The sequence below is a fragment of the Corynebacterium falsenii genome, from assembly GCF_020099275.1.
GTDB lineage: Bacteria > Actinomycetota > Actinomycetes > Mycobacteriales > Mycobacteriaceae > Corynebacterium > Corynebacterium falsenii.
Genome location: NZ_CP083646.1, coordinates 1476938 through 1501364 on the forward strand (window position 1 = coordinate 1476938; position 24427 = coordinate 1501364).

The 24427-nt window shown below is 62.8% G+C and carries 20 protein-coding genes, 1 tRNA gene and 1 pseudogene; 11 read left to right on the top strand and 11 right to left on the bottom strand.

What is annotated here, in order from left to right; translation table 11 throughout:
- Positions 1-21 precede the first annotated feature (21 nt).
- From trpC to pyk, 5 genes are read left to right on the top strand one after another with little or no spacing between them, the layout of a single operon-like run.
- Complete coding sequence (trpC, locus tag LA343_RS06550) at positions 22-831, top strand: indole-3-glycerol phosphate synthase TrpC (protein ID WP_025402547.1); 810 nt, start codon at positions 22-24, stop codon at positions 829-831.
- 31 nt (positions 832-862) lie between these two features.
- Positions 863-2218 carry a tryptophan synthase subunit beta gene (gene trpB / locus LA343_RS06555; protein WP_025402548.1) on the top strand — a complete coding sequence of 452 codons (1356 nt, stop codon included), beginning with the start codon at positions 863-865 and terminating at the stop codon, positions 2216-2218.
- Positions 2218-3012: a tryptophan synthase subunit alpha gene (gene trpA / locus LA343_RS06560; RefSeq protein WP_025402549.1), complete on the top strand. Its 795-nt coding sequence runs from the start codon at positions 2218-2220 to the stop codon at positions 3010-3012. Before trpB ends, trpA begins: the two co-directional genes overlap by 1 nt.
- A gap of 1 nt (position 3013) precedes the next feature.
- Entirely contained in the window at positions 3014-3907 is an 894-nt protein-coding gene (lgt, locus tag LA343_RS06565) for a prolipoprotein diacylglyceryl transferase (protein ID WP_025402550.1), read from the top strand.
- A complete protein-coding gene (pyk, locus tag LA343_RS06570) occupies positions 3904-5322 on the top strand; it encodes a pyruvate kinase (protein ID WP_025402551.1) in 1419 nt (472 codons plus the stop codon). Before lgt ends, pyk begins: the two co-directional genes overlap by 4 nt.
- On the opposite strand, the gene LA343_RS06575 is transcribed toward pyk, so the two are convergent.
- Entirely contained in the window at positions 5319-6572 is a 1254-nt protein-coding gene (locus LA343_RS06575; RefSeq protein WP_025402552.1) for an amidohydrolase, read from the bottom strand. The genes pyk and LA343_RS06575 overlap by 4 nt on opposite strands.
- 75 nt (positions 6573-6647) lie before the next feature.
- Positions 6648-8006: a DUF4921 family protein gene (locus tag LA343_RS06580; protein WP_025402553.1), complete on the bottom strand. Its 1359-nt coding sequence runs from the start codon at positions 8004-8006 to the stop codon at positions 6648-6650.
- 70 nt (positions 8007-8076) lie between these two features.
- On the opposite strand from LA343_RS06580, the gene LA343_RS06585 reads away from it, so the two are divergent.
- Positions 8077-8454: a hypothetical protein gene (locus tag LA343_RS06585; RefSeq protein WP_025402554.1), complete on the top strand. Its 378-nt coding sequence runs from the start codon at positions 8077-8079 to the stop codon at positions 8452-8454.
- Positions 8455-8488: 34 nt separating this feature from the next.
- Here the strand turns inward: LA343_RS06585 and LA343_RS06590 are convergent, their stop codons facing one another.
- The 5 genes from LA343_RS06590 to LA343_RS06610 form a co-directional block, all read right to left on the bottom strand.
- Complete coding sequence (locus LA343_RS06590; protein WP_025402555.1) at positions 8489-9280, bottom strand: amino acid ABC transporter ATP-binding protein; 792 nt, start codon at positions 9278-9280, stop codon at positions 8489-8491.
- A gap of 97 nt (positions 9281-9377) precedes the next feature.
- Entirely contained in the window at positions 9378-10328 is a 951-nt protein-coding gene (locus LA343_RS06595) for an amino acid ABC transporter permease (protein ID WP_025402556.1), read from the bottom strand.
- Between the two features lie 2 nt (positions 10329-10330).
- Complete coding sequence (locus LA343_RS06600) at positions 10331-11362, bottom strand: ABC transporter substrate-binding protein (RefSeq protein WP_025402557.1); 1032 nt, start codon at positions 11360-11362, stop codon at positions 10331-10333.
- 199 nt (positions 11363-11561) lie between these two features.
- Positions 11562-12197 carry a TetR/AcrR family transcriptional regulator gene (locus tag LA343_RS06605; protein ID WP_025402558.1) on the bottom strand — a complete coding sequence of 212 codons (636 nt, stop codon included), beginning with the start codon at positions 12195-12197 and terminating at the stop codon, positions 11562-11564.
- Positions 12198-12502: 305 nt separating this feature from the next.
- Positions 12503-12579 (bottom strand) — tRNA-Leu (locus LA343_RS06610).
- 112 nt (positions 12580-12691) lie between these two features.
- Between LA343_RS06610 and polA the strand changes: the two genes are divergently transcribed.
- The gene (gene polA / locus LA343_RS06615) at positions 12692-15343 is read left to right on the top strand and encodes a DNA polymerase I (RefSeq protein ID WP_081737296.1); all 2652 of its coding nucleotides are present in this window, start codon (positions 12692-12694) and stop codon (positions 15341-15343) included.
- A 29-nt stretch (positions 15344-15372) separates the two neighbouring features.
- On the opposite strand, the gene LA343_RS06620 is transcribed toward polA, so the two are convergent.
- Positions 15373-16281 (bottom strand): DUF368 domain-containing protein, encoded by a 909-nt coding sequence (locus tag LA343_RS06620; RefSeq protein WP_224209141.1) that lies wholly within the window; start codon positions 16279-16281, stop codon positions 15373-15375.
- A gap of 243 nt (positions 16282-16524) precedes the next feature.
- On the opposite strand from LA343_RS06620, the gene rpsA reads away from it, so the two are divergent.
- Positions 16525-17988 (top strand): 30S ribosomal protein S1, encoded by a 1464-nt coding sequence (gene rpsA / locus LA343_RS06625; protein WP_025402560.1) that lies wholly within the window; start codon positions 16525-16527, stop codon positions 17986-17988.
- Positions 17989-18287: 299 nt separating this feature from the next.
- Here the strand turns inward: rpsA and LA343_RS06630 are convergent.
- Positions 18288-18563, bottom strand: a pseudogene (locus tag LA343_RS06630) (CPBP family glutamic-type intramembrane protease); the annotation flags it as partial.
- On the opposite strand from LA343_RS06630, the gene LA343_RS06635 reads away from it, so the two are divergent.
- Positions 18450-18845: a hypothetical protein gene (locus LA343_RS06635; RefSeq protein WP_025402561.1), complete on the top strand. Its 396-nt coding sequence runs from the start codon at positions 18450-18452 to the stop codon at positions 18843-18845. The pseudogene LA343_RS06630 and the gene LA343_RS06635 overlap by 114 nt on opposite strands.
- Before the next feature lie 794 nt (positions 18846-19639).
- Here LA343_RS06635 and LA343_RS06640 read toward each other — a convergent pair.
- Together LA343_RS06640 and LA343_RS06645 are read right to left on the bottom strand one after the other, a co-directional pair.
- Positions 19640-20569 (bottom strand): MaoC/PaaZ C-terminal domain-containing protein, encoded by a 930-nt coding sequence (locus LA343_RS06640; RefSeq protein ID WP_025402562.1) that lies wholly within the window; start codon positions 20567-20569, stop codon positions 19640-19642.
- 78 nt (positions 20570-20647) lie between these two features.
- A complete protein-coding gene (locus LA343_RS06645) occupies positions 20648-21997 on the bottom strand; it encodes a 3-oxoacyl-ACP reductase (RefSeq protein WP_025402563.1) in 1350 nt (449 codons plus the stop codon).
- Positions 21998-22184: 187 nt separating this feature from the next.
- Between LA343_RS06645 and LA343_RS06650 the strand changes: the two genes are divergently transcribed.
- Together LA343_RS06650 and coaE are read left to right on the top strand one after the other, a co-directional pair.
- Positions 22185-23501 carry an acetyl-CoA C-acetyltransferase gene (locus LA343_RS06650; RefSeq protein ID WP_025402564.1) on the top strand — a complete coding sequence of 439 codons (1317 nt, stop codon included), beginning with the start codon at positions 22185-22187 and terminating at the stop codon, positions 23499-23501.
- Between the two features lie 316 nt (positions 23502-23817).
- Complete coding sequence (gene coaE / locus LA343_RS06655; protein WP_025402565.1) at positions 23818-24408, top strand: dephospho-CoA kinase; 591 nt, start codon at positions 23818-23820, stop codon at positions 24406-24408.
- Positions 24409-24427: the final 19 nt, after the last annotated feature.

Consider the following 24427-nt stretch of genomic DNA (forward strand, 5'->3'; position numbering starts at 1 on the left):
ACCATGTCAGGATCAACCACAATGACTACCGTTCTAGACAACATCATTGAAGGCGTGCTGGAAGACCAGGCCGAACGGGAAGCCAAGATCCCCTACAAGGAGATCAAGGCAATGTCATTGGATGCTCCGCCGGCGCTCGATGCCTTCGAGGCCTTGTCTGGCCCCTGCGTGAAGGTCATCGCCGAGGTCAAGCGCGCTAGCCCGTCCAAGGGGCACCTGGCGGACATCGCCGAGCCGGAGGTTCTGGCCCAGGCGTATCAGGATAACGGCGCCACCGCGATTAGCTGCCTCACCGAGCAGCGCCGCTTCAAGGGATCGTTGGCGGATTTCGACGCCGTCCGCAAGGCCGTGGATATCCCATTGCTCCGCAAGGATTTCATGGTCAACCCCTATCAAATCCACGAGGCGCGCGCCCATGGGGCGGATATCATTCTGCTCATCGTCGCCGCCTTGGATCAGCAGCGGTTGGAATCCCTGCTCGACCGCACCGAATCGCTGGGCATGACCGCCCTCGTTGAGGTCCACACCGAGGAAGAAGCCGAGCGCGCCGTTGCCGCCGGAGCCAAGGTCATCGGCGTGAACGCCCGCAACCTCAAGACCCTCGAGGTCGATACCAACGTGTTCTCCCGCATCGCCCCCGGCCTGCCCAGCGACGTAGTCAAGATCGCCGAGTCCGGCGTGAAGAACAAGCACGACCTGCTCAGCTACGCCTCCGTCGGCGCGGACGCTGTCCTGGTGGGCGAGGGGCTCGTCACCGCAGGCAACCCGGCGCAGGCCTGCCGCGACCTCGTGGCTGCCGGTCGGCACCCTTCCTGCCCACAGGTGCACTAAGAAAAAATCGCAGCAGGTAACATGGCGTGCTGTGAGTACACAGAGCCAAACTGCACTGCCCACCGCGGGACAGGTCCTTGCCACCCCCACCCACCACGAGCCCGATGAGCGTGGTCACTGGGGAGAATTTGGTGGCCGCTACGTTCCCGAGGCCCTCATGGCCGTCATCGACGAAATCACCGATGCCTGGGCCAAGGCCAAGGCAGATCCCGCCTACCTCAACGAGCTCGATGAGCTGCACCGGACGTATTCCGGGCGGCCTTCCCCGCTGTACCATGCGACTCGGTTCTCCGAGGCCATCGGCGCAGACGTGTGGCTCAAGCGCGAGGATCTCAACCACACCGGCTCGCACAAGATCAACAACGTTCTCGGTCAGGTTCTTCTAGCCAAGCGCATGGGCAAAAACCGCGTCATCGCCGAGACCGGCGCCGGTCAGCACGGCGTGGCCACCGCCACCGCCTGCGCCCTCATGGGCATCGAATGCCGTATCTACATGGGTGAGGTCGATGCCAACCGCCAGGCCCTCAACATCGCCCGCATGCGCCTGCTCGGCGCGGACGTGGAAGTGGTGACCATCGGCTCGCGCACCCTCAAGGACGCGATCAATGAGGCCATGCGCTACTGGGTCTCCCACGCGGATGACACTTACTACTGCTTCGGTACCGCCGCCGGCCCACACCCGTTCCCGCAGATGGTGCGCGATCTCCAGCGCGTCATCGGCACCGAGGCCCGCCAGCAGATCCTCGACGAGACCGGGGAACTGCCCGATGCCGTCATCGCCTGTGTCGGCGGCGGCTCCAATGCGATCGGCTTGTTCCACCCGTTCATCGAGGACGAGTCCGTCGCCATCATCGGCGCAGAGGCTGCCGGAGATGGCATGGACACCGGCCGCCACGCGGCCCCCATCACCATGGGGTCCCGAGGCGTGTTCCAGGGTGCGTTCTCCGACCTCATGCAGAATGAGGACGGGCAGATCATCGAGTCTCATTCCATCTCTGCGGGTCTGGATTACCCTGGCGTCGGACCAGAACACAGTAAGTTGCACGACGAGAAGCGCGCCAGTTACCTGCCCATCACCGACACCGAGGCGATGGAGGCGTTTAAGCAGCTCTCCCGCACGGAGGGAATCATCCCCGCCATCGAGTCGGCCCACGCCGTGGCCGCCGCAGTCAAGGTTGCCCAGGATCGCCCGGGGTGCACGATGATCATCAACATCTCCGGACGAGGGGATAAGGATGTGGACACGGCCGCGAAGTGGTTCGGGCTTGTTGATCCCGACGCCACCCAGGACGCCCAACTCGGAGGACACGACGAGGGCGACGAGAAGGCCCATGCGACGGGCAGCACCGCCACGGATGCCCCGACCAACCAGGAGGACAGCAAGTAATGAGCGACAACACCACCTCCAGCACCACCTCCCGCCTCGCCGAGGTCTTCCGCACCGCCAACAACGAGGGTCGCGCCGCGTTCGTGGGCTATTTGCCCGCCGGTTATCCCACGGTGGAGGAATCCAAGAAGCTCATGGCGAGCCTCGCCCAGCACGCAGACCTCATCGAGGTGGGCATTCCCTTCACTGATCCCATGATGGACGGCCCCACCATCCAGGCCGCCGCCGATACCGCCCTGGGGAACGGCTTTCGGGTCAAAGACACCATCGAGGTTGTCCGCGCCGTGACCGAGGCCGGGGGTAACGCCGTGGTCATGTCCTATTGGAACCCCATCTTGCAGTACGGCCCGGAGAAGTTTGCCGAGGAACTGGCCGCGGCCGGTGGCTTGGGCTCGATCATCCCGGACTTGCTGCCGGAGGAGGCCGAGCGCTGGGCTCGAGCCTGCGGGGCCAACGATCTTTCGCCGGTGTACCTCGTGGCTCCCTCGACCACGCCGGAGCGCATGGCGCTGACCGTGGAGGCCGCCGATGGCTTCATCTACGCGGCCAGCCACATGGGTATCACCGGTGCGCAGCAGGAGGTTGCCTCCTCCGCCGAGGATCTTGTGCAGCGCGTGCGCCAGAGCACTGACCTTCCCGTGGCCGTGGGCCTAGGTGTGCGTACCGGCGAGCACGCCGCGCACATCGCTCGCTTCGCCGACGGCGTGATCGTGGGCTCCGCGCTGATTCAGGCCGCGGAGGCCGGAACCTTGGAGGACCTGGCCCGCGAGCTCGCCGAGGGAGTGCGTTCCTAACATGCACACCGACATCCTGGCCACCATCCCCTCACCGCCGCAGGGCGTGTGGATGCTGGGCCCCATCCCCATCCGCGCGTACGCGCTGTGCATCCTCACGGGCGTGATCGTGGCGTACTTCTGGACCCGCCGGCGCTACGCCGCCAAGGGCGGTAATCCGGAGGTCACCATCGACGCGCTGCTCGTGGCCATTCCGTTCGGCATCATCGGTGCGCGCCTCTATCACGTCATCACCGACCACGATAAGTACTTCGGGCCCGGCCGCAACCCCATGGACGTGTTCAAAATCACCAACGGTGGTTTGGGCATCTGGGGTGGTGTGATCGCCGGTTCGCTGGCGGTATGGATCCTGTTTCGCGTCAAGAAGCTGGATCTTGCTACTTTCGCCGACGCCGCCGCACCCACGATCATCTTGGCCCAGGCCATTGGGCGGCTGGGAAACTGGTTCAACCAGGAGCTCTACGGCGGGCCTAGCGACGCACCGTGGGCGTTGGAAATCTACCGCCGCGTCAATGACGCGGGGTACGTGGATCCGATCTATGGGCACTCAACGGGCGAGGTCATCGCCACTGTGCAGCCCACCTTCCTCTACGAGCTGGTGTGGAACCTCGCGGTCGTGGTGGCACTGCTGGTGCTGGAAAAGCGCTTCCGGATCCACGGTGGGCGCCTTTTCATCCTCTACGTGGCGCTGTACACCTTCGGCCGCTTCTTCATCGAGAACCTGCGCACCGATCCGGCCACGACCGTCTTCGGCGATATTCGCATCAACGTGGTGGTCTCCGCGGTGGTCTTCGTGGCCGCGATGGCCCTGTTCATCTGGACGGGTTGGCGCCAGCGTAAGCGCGAGGGCTCTGGTGGCGAACAGTCTGCGTCGCGGTTATCCTCGACAGAGTGAATAGAAGAACCAAGATCGTTTGTACCCTAGGTCCCGCCGTCGCCTCCAAGGAGAAGATCCGGGACCTTGTTGATGCTGGCATGAATGTGGCTCGCCTGAACTTTTCCCACGGCGAGCACGCGGACCATGAGCAGAACTACAAGTGGGTCCGCGAGGCCACGGACGAGTCCGGCAAGGCTGTGGGTATCTTGGCCGACCTGCAGGGCCCGAAGATCCGCCTGGGCCGCTTCACTGAGGGCGCTACGGTGTGGGCTACGGGCGAAACGGTCCGCATCACGGTTGAGGACGTGCAGGGCACCCACGACCGTGTCTCCACCACCTACAAGGGCCTGGCCAACGATGCCCGCCCGGGTGACCGCCTTCTCGTCGACGACGGCAAGGTCGCGCTCGTCTGCAAGGAAGTGGACGGCAACGACGTGGTGTGCGAGGTCATCGAGGGTGGCCCCGTCTCCAACAACAAGGGGGTATCCCTGCCCGGCATGAACATCTCCGTGCCGGCTCTGAGCGAGAAGGACCGCGACGATCTGCGCTTCGCCCTGCAGCTCGGCGTGGATTTCATCGCGCTGTCCTTCGTGCGCAGCCCATCGGATGTGGAGCTGGTCCGCGAGATCATGGATGAGGTCGGCCGCCGCGTGCCGGTCATCGCCAAGCTGGAGAAGCCGGAGGCCGTGGACGCCCTCGAGCCGGTCATCCTCGCCTTCGACGCGGTGATGGTTGCCCGTGGTGACCTGGGCGTGGAAGTTCCCCTTGAGGACGTGCCACTGGTGCAGAAGCGCGCGATCCAGATTGCCCGCGAAAACGCCAAGCCCGTGATCGTGGCCACCCAGATGCTGGATTCCATGATCGAAAACTCGCGCCCCACCCGCGCAGAGGCCTCGGACGTGGCCAATGCCGTGCTGGACGGCGCCGATGCCGTGATGCTCTCCGGCGAAACCTCCGTGGGCAAGCACCCCATCACCACCGTGGAGACGATGGCCCGCATCGTGGCCGCCGCCGAGATCGATGGTGAAGTGCCGCCGCTGACTCACCGCCCGCGCACCCGCCGCGGCGTGATTTCCTACGCGGCTAAGGACATCGGCGAGCGCCTCAACGCCCGCGCCCTCGTGGCCTTCACCTCCTCGGGTGATACCGCCAAGCGCGTGGCCCGCCTGCGCTCGCGGCTGCCGCTGCTGGTGTTCACCCCGTCACAGGCCGTGCGCTCACAATTGGCGCTGACGTGGGGTGTCGAGACGTTCCTCACCAACGACGTGAAGTCCACGGACGAAATGATGGAAACCGTGGACAAGTCACTGCTGCACATGCCGGAGTACAAGCACGATGACATGATGGTCGTCGTGGCCGGCTCGCCCCCCGGAATCTCCGGCAACACGAACATGATCCAGGTGCACCTGCTGGGGCAGGAGCGCCACCGCTAGCTCGTGAAGAGGTAGCTCAGGCAGGCGGCGACGGCAGCGTCCGTTGCCGCCTTTACTGTGCCCGGAGCCGGGGCGAAGGTGCCGTGGTGGTTGCCCGGCACCGGCTTGCCGGAGTTCCACAGCTCCGGATCCGTCGCGCCGACCGTCCAAAACAGGTATGGAACGCCGAAGTGGCGCGGGATCTCCGAGAAATCCTCCGAGGCAGTCCACGGCTCGGCGGTGAGGGAGCGCTGGTCAAAGGTGGCGTCGAACACCGGGCGAACATGCTCGAAGACAGAGGAATCGTTGTCGGTGAGCTCGCCGTGGGCCGAGTACTCAATGTCGGGATCCTGCTCGCAGCCCGAGGCATCGCACTCAGCCTTCACCACCCGCTCGATTGCTCGGTAGGTGCGGTCGCGCACGGCAGTGTCGTAGAACCGGCAGTTGAGCACCAGCGTGGCTGAATCCGGGATGGTGTTGTTGGTGTGGCCGGAAGACAGGGTGCCCACGGTAATCACGGCGAACTCGTCCGGGGCGGTCTCGCGGCCCACGATGCCTTGGAGGCGCACCACGATCATGGCGGCCAGGAAGGTCGGGTCGATGGATTCGTGCGGCTGGGAGCCGTGGGCCGAGCGGCCGTGGAGGGTGATGGTGATGGTGTCGCACGCGGCCAGCACCGGACCTGGTGCAGACATCACGGTCCCCGCCTCGCCAGGCACGATGTGCTGGCCCAGGCACACGTCCGGGCGGGGAATGATGCTGGCGAGGTCGTCGTCCACCATCATGCCCGCACCCTTGGTGACTTCCTCAGCGGGTTGGAATAGTGCGATGAACGTGCCGCTCCATACATCGCGGCGTTCATTGAGAATCGCGCACAGACCCATGAGCGCGGACGAGTGGGCGTCGTGACCGCAGGCGTGCATCACGCCCTCGTTGGTGGATGCGTAGGGCAGGCCGGTGGTCTCGTGGACGGGGAGGGCGTCAAAGTCCGCGCGCATGAGGATGACCGGCCCCTCGCCGTTGCGGAACACGGCGGTCATCCCGTGGCCGCCGATGCCCGTGGTGAGCTCGCAGTCCATGCCGCGCAGTTTCTCGGCGAGGAACTCCGCCGTCTTCTCCTCCTGCAGCGATAGCTCTGGGTGCTTGTGCATCCACTGGTAGAAGTCCTCCTGCCAGTCCATATCCACACCGTGGGAGTGGACGAACTCGGCAATGGATGCTGCATCGGCAGTGGCGGCCTCGTGGGAAGTGGAGTCGGTCGAGTCGGTCATGGGGTGGTTGTGCCTCCTAGGCAGTGTGTGGAGCGTCGTTGTGGCTCCCGCGGCTGGTCCGGTTATCGGATCGGATCAGCGGATCGCCGGGTTGTACTTCAGCATGTTCGGGGTGTGCGCACATTCATCTCCCAAGCGGATGCCTGGGGCGAGGCGCCCGTCCTCGCGAGCCTCCTCGAGCGCGCTGAGCACCCGATCCTTCAAGTCAGCGGGGGAGATGGTGTTGATGTAGATCTTCGTGCCACCTTCGAATCCTGCCACGGTAGACACGCGCCACTTGATCACGATGCGCCACGGCATGGGAATGTCCACATCGAGCGGGCGGTGCAGCCATTCCTCGTTGCAGGACACGTGCGGGCCAGCCGCCACGTGGCAGGCGTGCACGAGGTCGGCCACGCCATCGCGTTCCTCAGCGCTCATGAGCCACGGCTCGGTGGTCGCGGACTTGGAGAACACTTCGAGCGTGGGCCAGCGGTGCCCGAACCCGGCGAAGGCCACGGCGTGGTCATTCTCCGCAAACACGAGGTTGTGCCGCGAGGCGTAGTCCACGGCCCATTCGTTGTACATGTTCGGGTTGCTGCGCACCTGCGCGATTTCCATCTCGTTTTGCAGCCCGTGCTCGTCGATGGCCACCAGTTGCTTGTGCAGGTGTTCGAAGCTGGCGCCGGCCGGTGCCAGCCAGTTTTGGAACGCGGCGACGTAGCGCACGTAGCGGTTGGCGCGGTAGAGCTGGTCCATCCCGTCCACGGTGAAGGCAATGAAGTGCCGGTGGTCCTGCCAGCTCAGTTGGCCGCTGGAGGCCAGTTGATCGGTGGTTTCGGCACCGGGGACGTAGTGGTCGCGGGCGATGATCACGTCGTGGCCGCCGGCGAACAGGGCGGGTGCCTTCTCTTGGATGGTCATCATCCGGTTATCGTCGTTAAACGCTTCGTCGATCTCGGCGGCGGGCATGCCGGCGGCGGTCCACTTCATCCGCAGGATCTTCTCCACGTGGTCGATGCCCGCTTCCTCGGAGAGGTAGTCGGTCATGTGCTTCGCGGAGGCTGGGCTCATCCGGTAGCCGTAGTTCATCGACCAGTATTCGTAGGTGAGGATCTCGAAGAGGTTGGCCACGCGCCGGAACAGCGGTGTGGTGTCCTCGAGCTTGCTCACGGGCAGTCCGCGCAGGATGTGCGCTTCGCCGTCCTCGTCGATGATGAGGCGCGATTTTTCGGGCGGGGTATCCAGTTTGCGCTTGAGCCCAAATGCCGTGGTGGCATCGCGGTCGCCTATTGGTTCGACGCCGCTACGGTGTTCCGCGATCGGCCGGTTCCCGCGGCCCGGCACCGTCCAGACCTCGGTGCCGGAAAAGGGGTTGACTTGCTTGATTGTTCCGTCTGGCAACGTCGTGAGCGGCGGAACGGGGGCAGGGCGGGGTGCGTGGGAACCAATCACAGTCTAAATTCTAGTCCACGAACCACCCTGGGTGGTGGAGGGTGTGGGCGCTTGTGCAAGACTGGGGCACATGCCACGCATTGTGTTTAGGGTTCTGGCCACGCAGCGCCAGTTGGAGGAGATCGAGCAGGATTTCCGTTCGATGATGTCTGCCCTCGAGGGGGCGTTGGATGCTGATCTGAGCGTGTCGGCTCACCGCACGCCGGATCCGGAATTGGTCGCCACGTGGGTGGAGATCTTCGGTGAGGAGCCCGCGGAGGCGGGGGAGGGCGCCGAACTCACCGTGACCGTGCGCCGCTACGATATCGGCTCGATCTCGTCTCTGGCGATGAACTTCGCCGAGCTTCTCACGGTGCGGGAGAAGGAACCGGCAGAGCCGGTTTTGCGGCAGGTAAAGGACGACCAGGGCACGCCGCGCGTGCCCTGGCATGTGGAGGTTCGGCCCTAGCCCAGGGTTGGAGTCTGGGGTTTGAGCCCGGGGGTTAGAGCAGGTTCGAGAGGAACTCTTGGGTGCGCGGGTGCTGCGGATTGCCCAGCACCTCGGCGGAGGGGCCGTGTTCCACGATCACGCCGCCATCCATGAAGGCCACTTCGTCTGCCACCTCGCGGGCAAACCCGATTTCGTGGGTGACGACCAGCATGGTCATGCCGTCGTCGGCGAGGCGTCGCATCACGTTGAGCACGTCGCCGACGAGCTCCGGGTCGAGGGCCGAGGTGGGCTCATCAAAGAGCATCAGCTTGGGGCGCATGGCGAGTGCACGGGCGATGGCCACGCGCTGCTGCTGACCGCCGGAGAGTTGAACGGGGTAGGCATCGGCCTTATGCGCCAACCCCACCTGCTGGAGCAGCTCCATCGCATGGTTCTCGGCGGTCTGCTTGTTCTCACCGAGCACCTGCACGGGTGCCTCGATGATGTTCTCCAGGACGGTCCGGTGGGTGAATAGGTTGAACTGCTGGAACACCATGCCGATTCCTACGCGCTGCTTCGCCGCGTCCTTGGCCGACATTTCATAGAGCGTCCCGTTCTTTTCGCGGTAGCCGATGAGCTCCCCATCGACCTCGATGCGGCCGGAGGTCACCTGTTCCAGGTGGTTTACGCAGCGAAGTAGGGTGGACTTGCCGGAGCCGGAGGGGCCGATGAGGCAGGTGACGCCGCTGACGGGGACCTCAAGGTTGATGCCTTTAAGGACGTCCAGGCGACCGTATCGCTTCCACACATTCTTGATGGCAATCATGGGGGTTGTGCCGTGTGCTGCACGAGATGCACTGGTCATTGTGTGTGCCTTCCTTGGTTTCGTGGTCTGTCTGACTGTGTCTGACTGTGTCTGCTTGTCGGACTGTGACTGACTCTGTCGGATTCTGTGCAGTGGATTAACGATCGGTGTTCCGAGTATCGGACACGGTGGTGTTGCGCGGCGGAACGCCCTCGGCATCAGCCAGGGCGGCCAGCTGGCGGCTGGTCAACTGGCGGGTCGATCCGCGGGAGAAGTAGCGCTCCAGGTAGAACTGACCCACCATCAGCACGCTGGTGATCACCAGGTACCACGTGGCGGCCACCAACAGCAGCGGAACCGGCTGGAACAGGGCATTGGAGATATCGGTGGCTCGACCGTAGAGCTCACCGGCGTAGGGCACGGCGATGACCAGCGAGGTGGTCTTCAGCAAGCTGATGAACTCGTTGCCCGTGGGCGGGATGATGATGCGCATCGCCTGGGGCAGCACCGTGCGGCGCATGTTCTGCCACCACGTCATGCCCAAGGCCTTCGATGCCTCCGACTGCCCCTCGGGCACGGCCTGGATACCGGCTCGCACGATCTCAGCCATGTAGGCAGCTTCGTTGAGGCCCAGGCCGATGATGGAGAGGATGAACGCATTCTTCAGGACTTCCTGCAGGTCAATCTCGGCGAAGCCCACGTTGATGCCCTGGTACAGGCTGGAGAGCAGACCCCAGAACACCAGCTGCACGTACACCGGGGTGCCACGGAAGATCCACAGGTACAGCCACGAAATGCCCTGCAAAACGGGGTTGGGAGACATGCGCAGCACCGCAATGATGGCGCCCAAGACCACGCCCACGATCATGGCGAGGATGGTCAGGGCAATGGTGTGCAGCGCGGCCTTGGCGATGCGGGTGTCAAGAATGTACTGGAAGTACGTATCCCAGTGGTAGTTCTCGTTGCCCGCTGCGCTGATAATGAACCAGACCAGCAGAACGATGAGCACCGCCGCTGCGATCCAGCGGCCGGGATGGCGTAGCGGGACGGCCTTGTTTTCCTCTGGCCGCGCCGCGTTCGGGCTATCGGGTGATACGGTCGTGCTCATCACTATGCCTTCTTTCGGGAGGATCGGGCGGCAGTAGAACCTTGGAACCCGCCGGAATCACGTGGGGTGCGCTTTTTGCGTTGCGTGCGTCTCGCGCTGAATGGGTTGGGGTTGATATTCGGTGGTAACGAGTACGGCTGCAGGTTGAATGTGACCTTCTTCAACCCGCACTTTTCCAGACCCCAGGGCTTGAGGATCTGCTTGTACGTGCCGTCGTCCATCATCACCTGCAGCGTTGCCGCGAGCGCGGGGCCCAATTCGGAGCCCTTCTTCACTGCCCAGCCGAAGGGTGCGGTATCGAATGGCTCACCGACAGCCGCCAGACGGCCATCGGAGCGTGCAACGGCGAAATCGATGACCGGGGAGTCCGAGCTATACGCATCAGCCTTACCCAAGATGGTTGCGGTCGCGGCGGCATCGGCTTTGTCGTAGACCAGCTTGGAAATCGGTTCCTTGCCCTGAGCTACACACTCATCGGAGCGCCCTTGCACCTCGTCCGTGTCGGAGTACGTGCCCTTTTGCACGGCGACGGTGAGGCCGCAGGCGTTGTTGGGATCAACGTTGCGCTCGTTGCCGGGCTGGGTGGCCCAGGAGATACCGGCATTGTAGAAATCGACGAAGTCGTATTGCTTCTGGCGCTCTTCGGTGTCGGTGAAGGCGGAGGCTCCCACGTCGATGGAGCCTGCCGAGATGGCGGGGAGGATGAGGTTGAAGTCCATCTGGCGGACGTCCACCTTTAGTCCCAGCATCGACCCGGCGGCGCGGATGAGGTCCATTTCGAAGCCGATGATGTTGCCGGAGGAGTCTTTGAACTCGTTGGGGGCGTAGGGAGTGTTGCTTCCCACGCTGATTGATCCGCTCTGGGCGATGTTAGCGGGGACGAGCGCCGCTAACTGCGGATCCTTGGCTGGCATGATCTTCTTCCAGCCGTCAGGATTCCCCAGCTCTTCGTTGGTGACACACCCAGCCATACTGGCGGCAACCGCAATGGCAACCGCGCCGATGGCCGCGCGAGCAGGTAGGGATTTTCTCATGGGCGGTAATTATATACGAATAGTCGAAATTCATTCATTTCCCACGTTAATTTCCTATGACCTACTCGAAACTTGCCCGCAGCTCTCTTGTAGCCGCAACGTCTGCGCGCATAAAAATAAGCGGAAAATCGTGTCGATTTTCCGCTGTGGCCCCGGGGAGGCGGGGGTTGGGCCTGGGGCCGGGGTTGGGACCGCGTGCTTAGGCAGCGGCGGCACACCGCGCGCTCAGGCCATCGATGATGAGATCGATCTTGTCGTTGAGGTGCGACCAGCTCTCCTCTCTCTCGTGAGCGGGCAGTGGGAAGGATTCTGGGTACACACCCTTGACCGGATCAACGGGGGAAACGCGCTCTTCGGCCAGCCGGTAGGCGCGGGCCGCCAGGTGAATGGACACTGTTATTGTGGAAACGAGCTCCACTATGTTGCGAGCTTCATCGGCGCTGAAGCCTTCCGTGATCAGTGCGCTGACGAGTGCTGCGAGGTGCTTCTCGAAGTGGCGGTGCGACCGCGGGTTGGTCAGCAGGATGTTTTCTATGCCGGGGTAGTTTTCGCAGATCAGCCACGTATTCCGGGCGTAGTCGCGGACGAGGTGGTGCCAGTCGCCGGTGGGGCTGAAAGGGAAGTGTTCTGCGGCCTGTTCCAGGCAGAAGTCGAGCAGAGTTTTCGTGCTGCAAATCCGGTAGAGGGCGGAGGTGGCCACGCCGAGGCGGTTCGCAATCTCGGACATCGTGAAGCAATCGAGGCCGAGCTTGAGGGCCTCATGGATAACATCCTGCTTGTCGAAGCTGGGCTTCGGGCCGGTACGTTTGCGAGGGGTGCGAGAGGTAGTTTGCATGAGGATATCCAGTATGTCGAAGGGGACAGGGACAGTGATGAGGTGAAGTGGATCCACAGTGAAACTCTGCGGGCGTGCGAACCCACAGTCGTGTGTTGTTGTGATGAAGAACTTAACCCATCGTAGTTCTTAAATTCTCTTTGGGGGAGAAAACGGTGACGTAAATCTCATGAATGTCATCGTGGGGACTACGCGAGAATCACCGTAGAGAAAAAGCGACCTCAGAATCCTTTTTCTTGGTGCCGTATTACCGTGTTCCAAGGAAAGCTCAAAGGAGATCTGAAGCCGCCGGGATTAATCGTTCTTGGTGCCCCAGGTGAGACTCGAACTCACACTGGACGGGTTTTGAATCCGTTGCCTCTGCCAATTGGGCTACTGGGGCGTACCGGGAAGATCATACGCGACGCGCCAACCCATTCCAAAAACACCCGCGGCTCCGGCAGAACTCCTGCCGAACCCCTGTCGCACCTCCGCTGTCCACTAGGCTAGGGCGCATGAGTGACAACGTGAGTCTGAAGGACGCGGCCGGCTCTGGCCTCAATGAAGCGCTCCAGAACAACGCCCACGAAAAGACGCTGTTGCTTCTCGATGGGCACTCCCTGGCGTTCCGCGCTTTCTACGCGCTACCTGCGGATAAGATGTCCACCACCGGCGGCCAGCACACCAACGCCGTCTACGGTTTCCTCGGCATGTTCCTCACCCTGCTGGAGAAGGAAAAGCCCTCCCACGTGGCCGCGGCGTTCGACTTGTCCGGCCCGACGTTCCGTGAGGAGTCGTTCCCGGAGTACAAGGCCCAGCGCCCGTCGCCTCCGGCAGAGTTCAAGGGCCAGATCGGGCTGATCCGCTCCGCGTTGGAGTCCTTCGGCGTGGTGACCCTGGATAAGGAGTCCTACGAGGCCGATGACATCATCGCCACGTTGGCCACCGAGGGCGCGAAGGCCGGGATGAAGGTGCTTATCTGCACCGGCGACCGGGATTCCTTGCAGCTTGTCACGGACGACGTCACCGTGCTCTACACCCTCAAGGGCGTGTCCGAACTGCACCGGTTTACGCCGGCTGCGGTGGAGGAGAAGTATGGCGTCACCCCAAAGCAGTACCCTGACCTCGCCGCGCTGCGTGGCGATACGTCGGACAACATGCCGGGCGTACCTGGTGTGGGGCCGAAGACCGCGCAGAAGTGGATTCACACGTACGGCAGCCTGCAGGGCGTGATCGACAACATGGACAGCATCGGCGGCAAGGTGGGAACCAGCCTGCGCGACAACATCGACAACGTGGTGCTGGCCCGCGATGTCACGGAGATGGTGCGCGATCTGGACCTCGTGGGCGATCTGGACGAGCTGCGCCCCTCCGCAGTCGATGCCGCCGAGGCGATGCAGGTATTCGACGATCTGCAGTTCGGTAACCGGCTGCGCAGCCGCACGTTTTCGATCCTGGGCGTGGAGTTCGAGGAGTCCGCGGCGCTGCCGATCAGCGAGGAAAACCCCAAGCCCGGCAGGCTCGGCGCGTGGCTGCGCAAGCGGTCTCGCGGTATTGCGGTGGACCTGACGGGGGAGAAGCTCTCGCTGCTCGATCACGACAACACCGGCACCACCATTGACCTTGCCGATGTGGATCCCAAGGACGAGAAGGCCGTGAAGGAGTGGCTCGCCGATCCCACGGTGAGCAAGTGGACTCACGACGCCAAGGCCATGTACCACGGGCTGATCAATCAAGGCCTCGTGCTTGACGGGGTGGAGCACGATACGTCGCTCGCGGCTTACCTCATCCGCCCGGACGTGCGCACGAGTGGCTTGGAAGACACGGTGCAGCGCTATGTGGGCAATGAGTTGTCGGAGAAGGCCAGCGGCCTCGAGCGCGCCCAGGCCGTCGCGGAGCTGGTGAAGGCCCTGGCCCCCGAGATCGAGAAGATCGGCGCCGCGGAGTTGTACTACGACATGGAGGTGCCGCTGAGCCTCATTCTGGCTCGGATGGAGCACGCGGGAATCGCTGTCAACGAGGAATCGCTGCGCGAACTCTCCGAGGAGTACGGCGCGAAGATCGAGGAGGAGACCGCTGCCGCTCGGTCGCTGGCGGACGATCCGAAGCTCAATTTGTCGTCTCCGAAGCAGCTCCAGAAGGTGTTGTTCGAGACGTTCGATCTGCCGAAGACGAAGAAGACCAAGACTGGTTATTCCACCGCGGCCGCGGAATTGGAGAAGCTGGCCGCGCAGAGCAATCACCCGTTCCTCGGGCACCTCATGGCGCACCGCGAATATCAGAAGATGAAGACCACCATCGACGGTCTTGTGGACGCGATTGCCGATGATGGGCGCATCCACACCACCTTTAACCAGAAGGGTGCGGCGACCGGCCGGTTGTCGTCTTCCGACCCGAATCTGCAGAACATTCCGGTGCGCACGTCGGCCGGGCGCACGATCCGCGCCGCGTTCCAGGTGGGGGATGGCTACCAGACCTTGCTCACGGCCGACTATTCGCAGATCGAGATGCGTGTGATGGCTCACTTGTCCCAGGATGAGGGGCTCATCGAGGCCTACAAGTCCGGCGAGGACCTGCACAATTTCGTGGGTTCGCGGGTGTTTGGCGTGCCCGTCGATGAGGTCACTCCGGAGCTGCGCCGCAAGGTGAAGGCGTTGAGCTATGGCTTGGTGTATGGCCTGTCTGCTTTCGGTTTGTCTCAGCAGTTGAAGATCAGTGCGGGCGAGGCCAAGCGCATCATGGACAATTACTTCGAGCGCTTTGGTGGGGTGAAGAAATACCTCGATAACGTGGTGGAGATCGCGCGGGAAACTGGGTACACGGAGACTCTTTATGGTCGACGCCGCTACCTTCCCGAACTCAAGAGCTCCAATCGGGTGGCTCGGGAGAACGCTGAGCGGGCGGCGTTGAACGCGCCGATTCAGGGCACGGCCGCGGACATCATCAAGTTGGCGATGCTTCGGGTGGATCGTGCGCTCGCGGCTGGGGAGTTCGCCTCGCGCGTGCTGCTGCAGGTGCACGATGAACTTGTGGTGGAAGTCGCCGAGGGTGAGCTAGACGACGTGCAGGCCTTGGTGGAGCGGGAGATGGATGAGGCGGCGAACTTGCGCGTGCCGCTTGATGTGTCCGCGGGCCACGGCGATAACTGGGATCTGGCTGGGCACTAGTGACGAACTAGCTCCACACCAGCTCCGCACTAGCTCCGCGCAGCCTCTTCTTGCGGCGGGGCCGGCGGCGCGGTGAACATGCGCTCCGCCACCAGCATCGCCAGCACTGCGAGCGCCCCCACCACGAACAGGATCAGTGCGATCCCGATGTTTTCGTTGGGAGCGAGCAGTTCGGCGTCGCCGGTCTGCCACGGCCAGAGGGCACGCAGGGAGCCGAACATGAGGCCCGACATGACGATCAGGGTGACCGTGCGATGCGTGGTCAGCAGATGTTCGAGCAGGCGAACGAAGGAGATCAGGCCGGTGATCGCGCCGAGGGCGAACACGCCGAGGTAGGCCACGTTGAGGTTGTCGACGGCGCTCATGGTGGCCGAGTACAGGCCCACGGCGAGCAGGAAGAACGATCCCGACACGCCGGGCAGAACCAGGGCGCACACCGCGATGGCGGCGGCGAAGAAGACCCACAGCAGGTTGGGGTTTTCCTGCGGGGCGCTGGTGAGGCCGGTGAGGATGAAGGTGCCGATCGCCGCGATGGCGAAGCCGAGGCCTGCCTTCACGGCTTTGGCGCGCAGCTCGGCTTTGTCCATCATCATGATGGGCACGCTGATGCTCACCAGCACCATGCCGAAGAACAGGCCGCGGGAGGCCTGGGGCTGGTCGGTGACGAAGCTTTCCAGGACTCCGGCCATGGTCAGGACCATGATGCCCATGCCGATGGCCAGGGGGATGAGGAGTTTCCAGTCCACTGCCTTGAACTTTTCACCGGCGGAGGAGCGGTCTTTGACGAGGCTCTTGATTCCGTCGAGGACAAGGTTGGCGTTGTAGAGTACGCGCTCGTACACCCCCGTCACGAGTGCAATCGTTCCGCCAGAGACTCCGGGTACCAATTCCGCCATGCCGATGAGGGCGCCGCGGATCATGTTCCATAGAATATTCATCGTTTGGGTATTGTACATGTTTGCGCAGATCAGATTGCTGGTGTACCGTTAGCGCTGTTGTTCGCTATTTCTGCGCGCGCCGCGAACTGGTTCTTCGATTGTTTTTCTTTTTCGACGCCCAGCCGATCCATGCTGGACGTCTTCCGATCAACTGGCAAAGTTCCAGGTGAGAGCGTGTTGCGGGGGAGCGACACCAAGAAACTGTCCATCTCTATATTTATCCGTTTCGGAGACATTTAACACATGCCCACCAACAACGTCCCTCAGGTAGCCATCAACGACATTGGCTCCGCTGAGGATTTCCTCGCTGCCGTCGACTCCACCATCAAGTACTTCAATGATGGTGACATTGTCGAAGGCACCGTCGTCAAGGTCGACCACGACGAAGTCCTGCTGGACATCGGCTACAAGACCGAGGGTGTCATCCCTTCCCGTGAACTGTCGATCAAGCACGACGTAGACCCCGGTGAGGTTGTTGAGGTCGGCGACGAGATCGACGCACTGGTTCTCACCAAGGAGGACAAGGAAGGCCGCCTGATCCTGTCCAAGAAGCGTGCTCAGTACGAGCGTGCTTGGGGCGCGATCGAGGAGCTCAAGAAGAACGAAGAGCCGGTCACCGGTACCGTCATCGAGGTTGTCAAGGGTGGCCTGATCCTGGACATCGGTCTGCGTGGCTTCCTGCCCGCTTCCCTGGTCGAGATGCGCCGTGTTCGCGACCTGCAGCCCTACATCGGCCGGGAGATCGAGGCCAAGATCATCGAGCTGGATAAGCACCGCAACAACGTTGTGCTGTCCCGCCGCGCATGGCTCGAGCAGACCCAGTCCGAGGTCCGCTCCGAGTTCCTGCACCAGCTTCAGAAGGGCCAGGTCCGCAAGGGCGTTGTGTCCTCCATCGTCAACTTCGGTGCCTTCGTGGACCTGGGTGGCGTAGACGGCCTGGTGCACGTGTCCGAGCTGTCCTGGAAGCACATCGATCACCCGTCTGAGGTTGTCGCTGTGGGCGACGAGGTCACCGTTGAGGTTCTGGATGTGGATCTGGACCGCGAGCGCGTGTCCCTGTCCCTGAAGGCAACCCAGGAAGATCCGTGGCGCGTCTTCGCACGCACCCACGCTATCGGCCAGATCGTGCCCGGTAAGGTCACCAAGCTGGTTCCGTTCGGTGCATTCGTCCGCGTGGAAGAGGGCATCGAGGGCCTGGTTCACATCTCCGAGCTGGCTGAGCGCCACGTTGAGGTTCCGGATCAGGTTGTCACCGTGGGTCAGGATGCCATGGTCAAGGTCATCGACATCGACCTCGAGCGTCGTCGTATCTCCCTGTCCCTCAAGCAGGCTGACGAGGATTACACCGAGGACTTCGATCCGTCCAAGTACGGCATGGCCGACTCTTACGACGAGCAGGGCAACTACATCTTCCCCGAGGGCTTCGACCCGGAGACCAACGAGTGGCTCGAGGGCTTCGACGAGCAGCGTCAGGGGTGGGAGGCTCGTTACGCAGAGTCCGAGCGTCGCCACCGCCTGCACACCGCTCAGATCGAGCGCAACCGCGCCGCTGCTGCCGAGGCTGCAGCAGCCGGCGACGGCGGCTACTCCTCCGAGTCCGGTTCTGAGGCCGCTTCCTCCTCCGAGGCTCCGGCTTCCGATGCTGGCACCCTGGCTTCCGATGAGCAGCTCGCCGCTCTGCGCGAGAAGCTCGCCGGTGGTGAGTAAGCACTAAGAAGCGCTAAGCGCAGACCCCGCCCGATCCCTGTGAAGGGATGGGGCGGGGTCTTTTTGCGCTGTCTGAGGCGCGTTAGCTCTGTGCGGTGCCGCGTGCGGGAGCGGGACTTAAGAAGCTCCCGCGTGAGATCCCAGAGGACGAATAGGGTGAGGATGGCCATGGTGGCGTCGATAAGAAAACCCCACACCCCGCCGAAGAAGTAGGGTTGCTCCAGGTTCGCAAAGAGCGTGAAGTCTACGCTCGCGTGCCACAGAACCAGCGGCAGGAGCGCCCGGGTGCGGAGGTAGATCAGGCCGGCGACCAGCCCCATCGCCATCGCCTTCACGGACTGATTGAATGCTGAGGCCACGTCCATTCCACTGAACACGTTGGTCATGTGCAGCAGCCCGAAGATGAGCACCGACGCCACCAGCCACAGCGCCTTCGTGCGCATCGGGGCCGAAGGGGCGGCGTGATCGAGGAGGTATTTGCGGAAGAATCCCTCCTCGGAAAAGCCGATGAGCAGGCTGAGGACGGCAGCGGCGACAATGAGCGGGCTGAGCGTGCCGCGCAGGGCGAATTCGATGGGGGCGGCGGCGAAGGTGACGATGGTGGTGATTGTGAGCGCGCCGAGGGCGATGCGGTAGCGCTTCGGGAGGGTGCGGGGCCGTTCCAGCGCAGGGGTGTGAGACGGCCGCGGAGCAGCAATGCCACGAATGCTGCGGAGACCAGCATGAAGCTGATGCCGAGGTATTGCATCTTCGGGTCGCTGTATTCCACGCCGAATACGGTGCGCATGAGGGCGAAGCCGATGGCGGAGATGCTGGCGTATATGGCTGTCATCGTGGCTAGTTTGGGGAGCACGTGACTGGAACCGTCCTTTCGTCGACAGGGTGAAAGTTGTTGAACAATCAATGTAGCCGACGTGGAGGCGTGTGCCCGTTCGATTCTGCTGGGTGGCTGCTGAATGTTCCCCGAGAAAATGGTGACGGATAGGATGCGGTCGGCGTAGAAACCTGCTTAATCGAAGTGGGAGTCGCCATCCCAGCCGAAGCGGCCCATAGCAATAGCCAAATCGGTCGGAAGATTTGCTGGTCTGGAAGGGGGCTGAGGCCTGTCTGGTGACATCTGATCTGGGTTGGCTCCCCAGCAGCGTCGAAGGATAAATCCCATGCCTATTTCCCACCCTAAGCGTTGCGTGATCATGTCGTACGCGTGGCCCGCGCCCGTGGAGACGGCATCACGCACACCCGAATCGCCAGGAAGTTCGGTATCCACGCGGTGACCTTGCATGAGTGGATGCGCTCAGCCGATGTTGGTGATGGCAACCGACCTAGCAAGACTCGGAAAGATTTCGCTGAGCTGCCCAAACTTCACGATCGGAGAAGAACATGTTACGTCTTTGCATTTAGAAAAGCAGCAACATGGGCATGACAACGTGAAATGAGTTTCACAACTCAGGAAGGCGTTTCTCCATCTAGTGAGGTTATTGGCGCAGTTCGGTCACGTGAACGGTGCGGGGCGGTGACACTATATGTGTCCTCGGAGCGTCTCGGGGGTCGTTCAGCGCAAGAGGTGCACACACTGTTATCAACGAGCAAAAGGCCAGCCCGCGCAATCGCGAACTGGCCCTCCAGGTTCCAGTGCCTTTGGCTCTAGTTCCTAGAGCTTTTCGATGGTCGCGCTGGCGTGCAGCGTTCCCAGCTTCGAGCTCTTTCGGGCTTGCAGCTTCCACTCAGATGGATTCGGGTAGGCCTTATCGCCTGCCGCATACGTAAACAGTGCCACGGATGCCGGCAGTGTGACCGGCTTGGCGAACTCCACGCTGTAGCGGGCAGCGCTGGGCAGCACACCCTCCAGGGGGCGCAGCATGGCCGCAGCAGTCCACATGCCATGGGCGATGACAGACGGGAAGCCAAAGGCCTTCGCGCCTGCGCCGGAGACGTGGATGGGATTCTTATCGCCGGATGCATCGGCATAGACCTTGATATCGGCCGGGGTCACGCGGAACGTCGCCGTCATCGTGTCCTCGTACTCATCGAATGCGATGGGCTCGATGATGCGACCATCCGTGGGCTGCTGATCCTTCAACGGCGAGCTGCTGGAAAGCTTCGCGCCCTTGGACAGGAAACTGGAGGTCTGCGTCCACACATCCTCACCAGCAACACTGACAACGGTGACCAGATCCAACAACACACCCTTGGTGTGCGGGCGCAAGTTCTCCGCATGAACGCGGATGTCCAACACATCATCCACAGTGAGCGGACGGGTCTGCTCAATCTTGTTGGTCAAGTGGACCAACCCCACAGCATTCAGCGGGGAATCCTTCGCAGTGAGGATCTTCATGACCAGCGGGAAGCTCAGCACGTACGGATAGGTCAGCGGCAACTCGTTGCCCAGGCGCAGACCCGTGGCGCTGGTGTACTCCGCCAGGTGCTTCGGATTAACCTGCACACCCTTGACCTCGAAGGCGGTGGTGGGGTTGTCCTTGGCAACGTGCTTCGTGCCCACCACGGGCAGCACATCGCGCACCGCATTGCGGTACTCATCCATGAGGACGGGAATGGACTTCAACTCTGTGTATTGCGGCATTCGCCTGCTCTCCTTGACGGTAGTGATTCTCTCAACCCTCGGCCGCGGAAAGTTCGTCCTTGAGCCGAGGTTGTGTTCTTACGCGCCCAGCAGAGCCTGGCCACACACGCGCACAACGTTGCCCGAGACAGCCTGGGAGGCCGGGGAGGCGAAGTAGGCGATGGTCTCGGCAACGTCGATGGTCTCGCCACCCTGGTTCAGGGAAGACAGCACGCGGCCAGCAACACGGGTGCCGAACGGGATGGCAGCGGTCATCTGAGTCTCAATGAAGCCCGGAGCCACAGCGTTGACGGTGATGCCCTTAGCGGCCAACTCCTCAGAGAAGGAATCAACGAAGCCGATCACGCCGGCCTTCGTGGCGCCGTAATTGGTCTGGCCACGGTTACCTGCGATACCGGCGATGGAAGCCACACCAATAACACGGCCGTTATCCGCCAAACCACCGTTGGCAACCAAGCCCTCGGTGATGCGCACGGGAGCAACCAAGTTCACCGCGATGACGGAGCTCCAGCGAGCATCATCCATGTTGGCGAGCAACTTATCGCGGGTAATGCCAGCGTTGTGCACGATGATGTCAATCGGTCCACCGTGGCGAGCCTCCGCGTGAGCCTTGAGCTTGTCGGCAGCATCGGCCGCGGTGACATCCAGCGGCAGGGCAGTGCCGCCCACCTTGTTGGCGGTCTCGGTAAGGCCCTCGCCCGCCTGGGGGACATCCACGCAAATGACCTTCGAGCCATCGCGGGCTAGGACCTCAGCGATCGTCGCGCCAATGCCGCGGGCAGCACCGGTGACCACGGCAATCTTGCCCTCGGAGGGCTTATCCCAATCGGCGGGCGTCTCCGTCTTCTCGTCACCCACGCGGATCACCTGAGCATCCACAAACGCAGACTTACCCGAAAGGATAAAGCGCAGGGTGGACTCCAGGCCGGCGATGTTGTCGCCAGTCAGCTTCGGGTCGGTGTACACCAACTGCGCCGTCGCGCCGCGCAGCAGCTCCTTAGCCACGGAACGGCTGAAGCCCTCGAGGGCGCGCTGTGCGATGCGCTCGTCCGAAGACTCGGCCAACTCCGGAGTGGTGCCAATAATAAGGACACGGCCACAAGGCTGAATCTGTCGCATCACGGGGTGGAAGAAATCGTACAGTTCCTTCAGATCCTCGGGCTTGGTGATGCCGGTGGCGTCGAACACCAAAGCAGCGTACTTGCTATCACCAGCAGTGCGGGAGATCTTGTAATCCCCGGTCAGGGCCTTCTCAATGCCGTCCGCCAAGCGACCGGAACCGCCGAGCAAAACACGACCGTCCAAGGCAGGCTCGCCCTTCTTGTAACGGCGCAACTTCGTGGGCACAGGCATGCCCACGTTCTTGGCGATCTTCTTGCCAGCATTCGAATTAATGAACTTCAGGTATGCGTCCTGATTGGATGGCACGGGTGTTCAACTCCTCACAAAGTGCTCGTCTGCACTGGGGCTGTCATCGGGACAGTCGCAGCAGGTTCACCGCGCATGCGGAAAAACCGAGACAATCTATACTCTCATGTATAACATTAGAGTGTGATTGAGCGCACCGTGTAACGAATTGACTACACAGCTCACAAACTTTATTGGAGTGACTACATTGACTAAAGGATCCCCCCGGAAGGTCGCCATCCTCGGCGGCAACCGCATTCCCTTCGCCCGTTCCAACAAGGAATACGCCTCCGCATCCAACCAGGACATGCTCACCGCCGCCATCGACGGCCTGGTCGCACGCTACGGCCTGCAGGGTGAGGAGCTGGGCCAGGTCGTGGCCGGCGCCGTGCTCAAGCACGCCCGCGACTTCAACCTGACCCGCGAGGTTGTCATGGGCTCGGCCCTGTCCTCGACCACCCCCGCATTCGATCTGCAGATGGCCTGCGGCACCGGCCTGGCCTCCATCGTGCAGGTCGCCGATGCCATCGCCATGGGCCGCATCGAGTCCGGCATCGGCGGCGGCGTGGATACCACCTCCGATGCCCCGCTGGCCGTCAACGACGAGCTGCGCAAGACCCTCATCAAGCTCAACAACGCCAAGACCGCCGGCGCCCGCGTGAAGCTGCTGGGCTCCATCCGCCCAGGCCAGCTCGCCCCGGAGCAGCCCTCCAACGGTGAGCCCCGCACCGGCCTGTCCATGGGCGAGCACGCCGCCATCACCGCCCGCGAGTTCGGCCTGACCCGCGAGGAGCAGGACGAGCTGGCTGCCACCTCCCACCAGAACCTCGCCAAGGCCTACGAGGAGGGCTTCTTCGAGGACCTCGTCACCCCATTCCTCGGCGTGCAGCGCGATACCAACCTGCGCCCCGACTCCACCGTGGAGAAGCTGGCCAAGCTCAAGCCCGTCTTCGGCAAGCGCGATGCCGAGCAGCACGGCACCAAGGCCACTATGACCGCCGGTAACTCCACCCCGCTGACCGACGGCGCCTCCGCCGTGCTCATCTCCTCTGAGGACTGGGCCAAGGAACACAACATCCCGGTGCAGGCCTACCTGGTCGACTCCGAAATCGCCGCGGTGGACTTCATCCACGGCCGCAACGGCATGACCCCCGACGGCCTGCTCATGAGCCCCACCTACGCCGTGCCTCGCCTCCTGGAGCGCAACGGCCTGAGCCTGCAGGACTTCGACTTCTACGAAATCCACGAGGCCTTCGCCTCCCAGACCCTGGCCACCCTGAAGGCCTGGGAAAGCGCCGAGTACTGCAAGGACCGCCTGGGCCTGGACAAGCCGCTGGGCTCCATCGACCGCTCCAAGCTCAACGTTAAGGGCTCCTCCCTGGCAGCCGGCCACCCCTTCGCCGCCACCGGTGGTCGCATCATCGCCACCGCCGCGAAGGTTCTGGAGCAAAACGGTGGCGGCCGCACCCTCGTGTCCATCTGCGCCGCAGGTGGTCAGGGCATCGTCGCCATCATCGAGCGCTAGGCGCACTGTACCTAGCTCACTCGCGCACCGGCACCCCCGCGAGTGCAACCCCCGCGATCCCGCGCCCCTTATGGCGCGTGGGTCGCGGGGGATTCTTTTATTCGACGCCACCAGGACCCCACTGCCTCCAACCCGTCATCATTCAGCCACCACTGGTCACCGCCACGGGGATTCGGGGGAGAGCGCGCACGTAGCGGCGTCGTATGATCAAAAGATGTATGCCAGGAACCCCCTGGCCACCGACCCGCCGGGGCAACCGCTCGCTCCAACAGCACCCAGCGGGTACACACGCAGACACACGATTCGTGGAGGGCACATGAAAAAAATCGGACTAACCGGCGGAATCGGCTCAGGAAAATCCACCGTCTCCGGCCGCCTCGCAGAACACGGCGCGTTCATCGTGGACGCCGACAAGATCGCCCGCGAGATCGTAGAACCCGGACAACCAGCACTAGCGGAGCTAGACCACGCCTTTGACGGAGTGATCAACCCCGATGGCACCCTCAACCGCCAAGAACTCGCGCGGCAAGCCTTCGCTACCAAAGAAAAAACCCAGGTACTCAACAACATCACCCACCCGCGCATCCGCGCCCGCACCCAAGAACTATTCGACCAAGCCGAAGCGCAAGGGGAGCCCGTGGTGGTCTACGACATGCCACTGCTCATCGAAAACGGCGAGGCAGAAAAGATGGATGCCGTGTGGGTGGTGGACGCCCCCGACGAGGTGCGCATCCAACGGCTCGTCGACCACCGAGGACTCGATGAAGACGACGCCCGCCGGCGCATCAACGCCCAAATCGACCGCGAGACTCGCCTGGCAGCCGCAGACACCGTGCTGGATAACGGCGGCAGCGTAGAAGAACTGCTCGCACAGGTGGACAGGGCCTGGCAGGAACGGGCGCAGTAGAAGGCGCGGTAGAATAGGC

Bases quoted from the DNA above. Each gene is read 5' to 3' on its own strand.
- trpA (WP_025402549.1), top strand. From the start codon at position 2,218: ATGAGCGACAACACCACCTCCAGCACCACCTCCCGCCTCGCCGAGGTC.
- LA343_RS06620 (WP_224209141.1), bottom strand. From the start codon at position 16,281: ATGAATATTCTATGGAACATGATCCGCGGCGCCCTCATCGGCATGGCG.
- LA343_RS06600 (WP_025402557.1), bottom strand. From the start codon at position 11,362: ATGAGAAAATCCCTACCTGCTCGCGCGGCCATCGGCGCGGTTGCCATT.
- coaE (WP_025402565.1), top strand. From the start codon at position 23,818: ATGAAAAAAATCGGACTAACCGGCGGAATCGGCTCAGGAAAATCCACC.
- polA (WP_081737296.1), top strand. From the start codon at position 12,692: ATGAGTGACAACGTGAGTCTGAAGGACGCGGCCGGCTCTGGCCTCAAT.
- LA343_RS06590 (WP_025402555.1), bottom strand. From the start codon at position 9,280: ATGACCAGTGCATCTCGTGCAGCACACGGCACAACCCCCATGATTGCC.
- LA343_RS06595 (WP_025402556.1), bottom strand. From the start codon at position 10,328: ATGAGCACGACCGTATCACCCGATAGCCCGAACGCGGCGCGGCCAGAG.
- lgt (WP_025402550.1), top strand. From the start codon at position 3,014: ATGCACACCGACATCCTGGCCACCATCCCCTCACCGCCGCAGGGCGTG.
- LA343_RS06640 (WP_025402562.1), bottom strand. From the start codon at position 20,569: ATGCCGCAATACACAGAGTTGAAGTCCATTCCCGTCCTCATGGATGAG.
- LA343_RS06575 (WP_025402552.1), bottom strand. From the start codon at position 6,572: ATGACCGACTCGACCGACTCCACTTCCCACGAGGCCGCCACTGCCGAT.
- trpC (WP_025402547.1), top strand. From the start codon at position 22: ATGACTACCGTTCTAGACAACATCATTGAAGGCGTGCTGGAAGACCAG.
- rpsA (WP_025402560.1), top strand. From the start codon at position 16,525: ATGCCCACCAACAACGTCCCTCAGGTAGCCATCAACGACATTGGCTCC.
- LA343_RS06605 (WP_025402558.1), bottom strand. From the start codon at position 12,197: ATGCAAACTACCTCTCGCACCCCTCGCAAACGTACCGGCCCGAAGCCC.
- LA343_RS06585 (WP_025402554.1), top strand. From the start codon at position 8,077: ATGCCACGCATTGTGTTTAGGGTTCTGGCCACGCAGCGCCAGTTGGAG.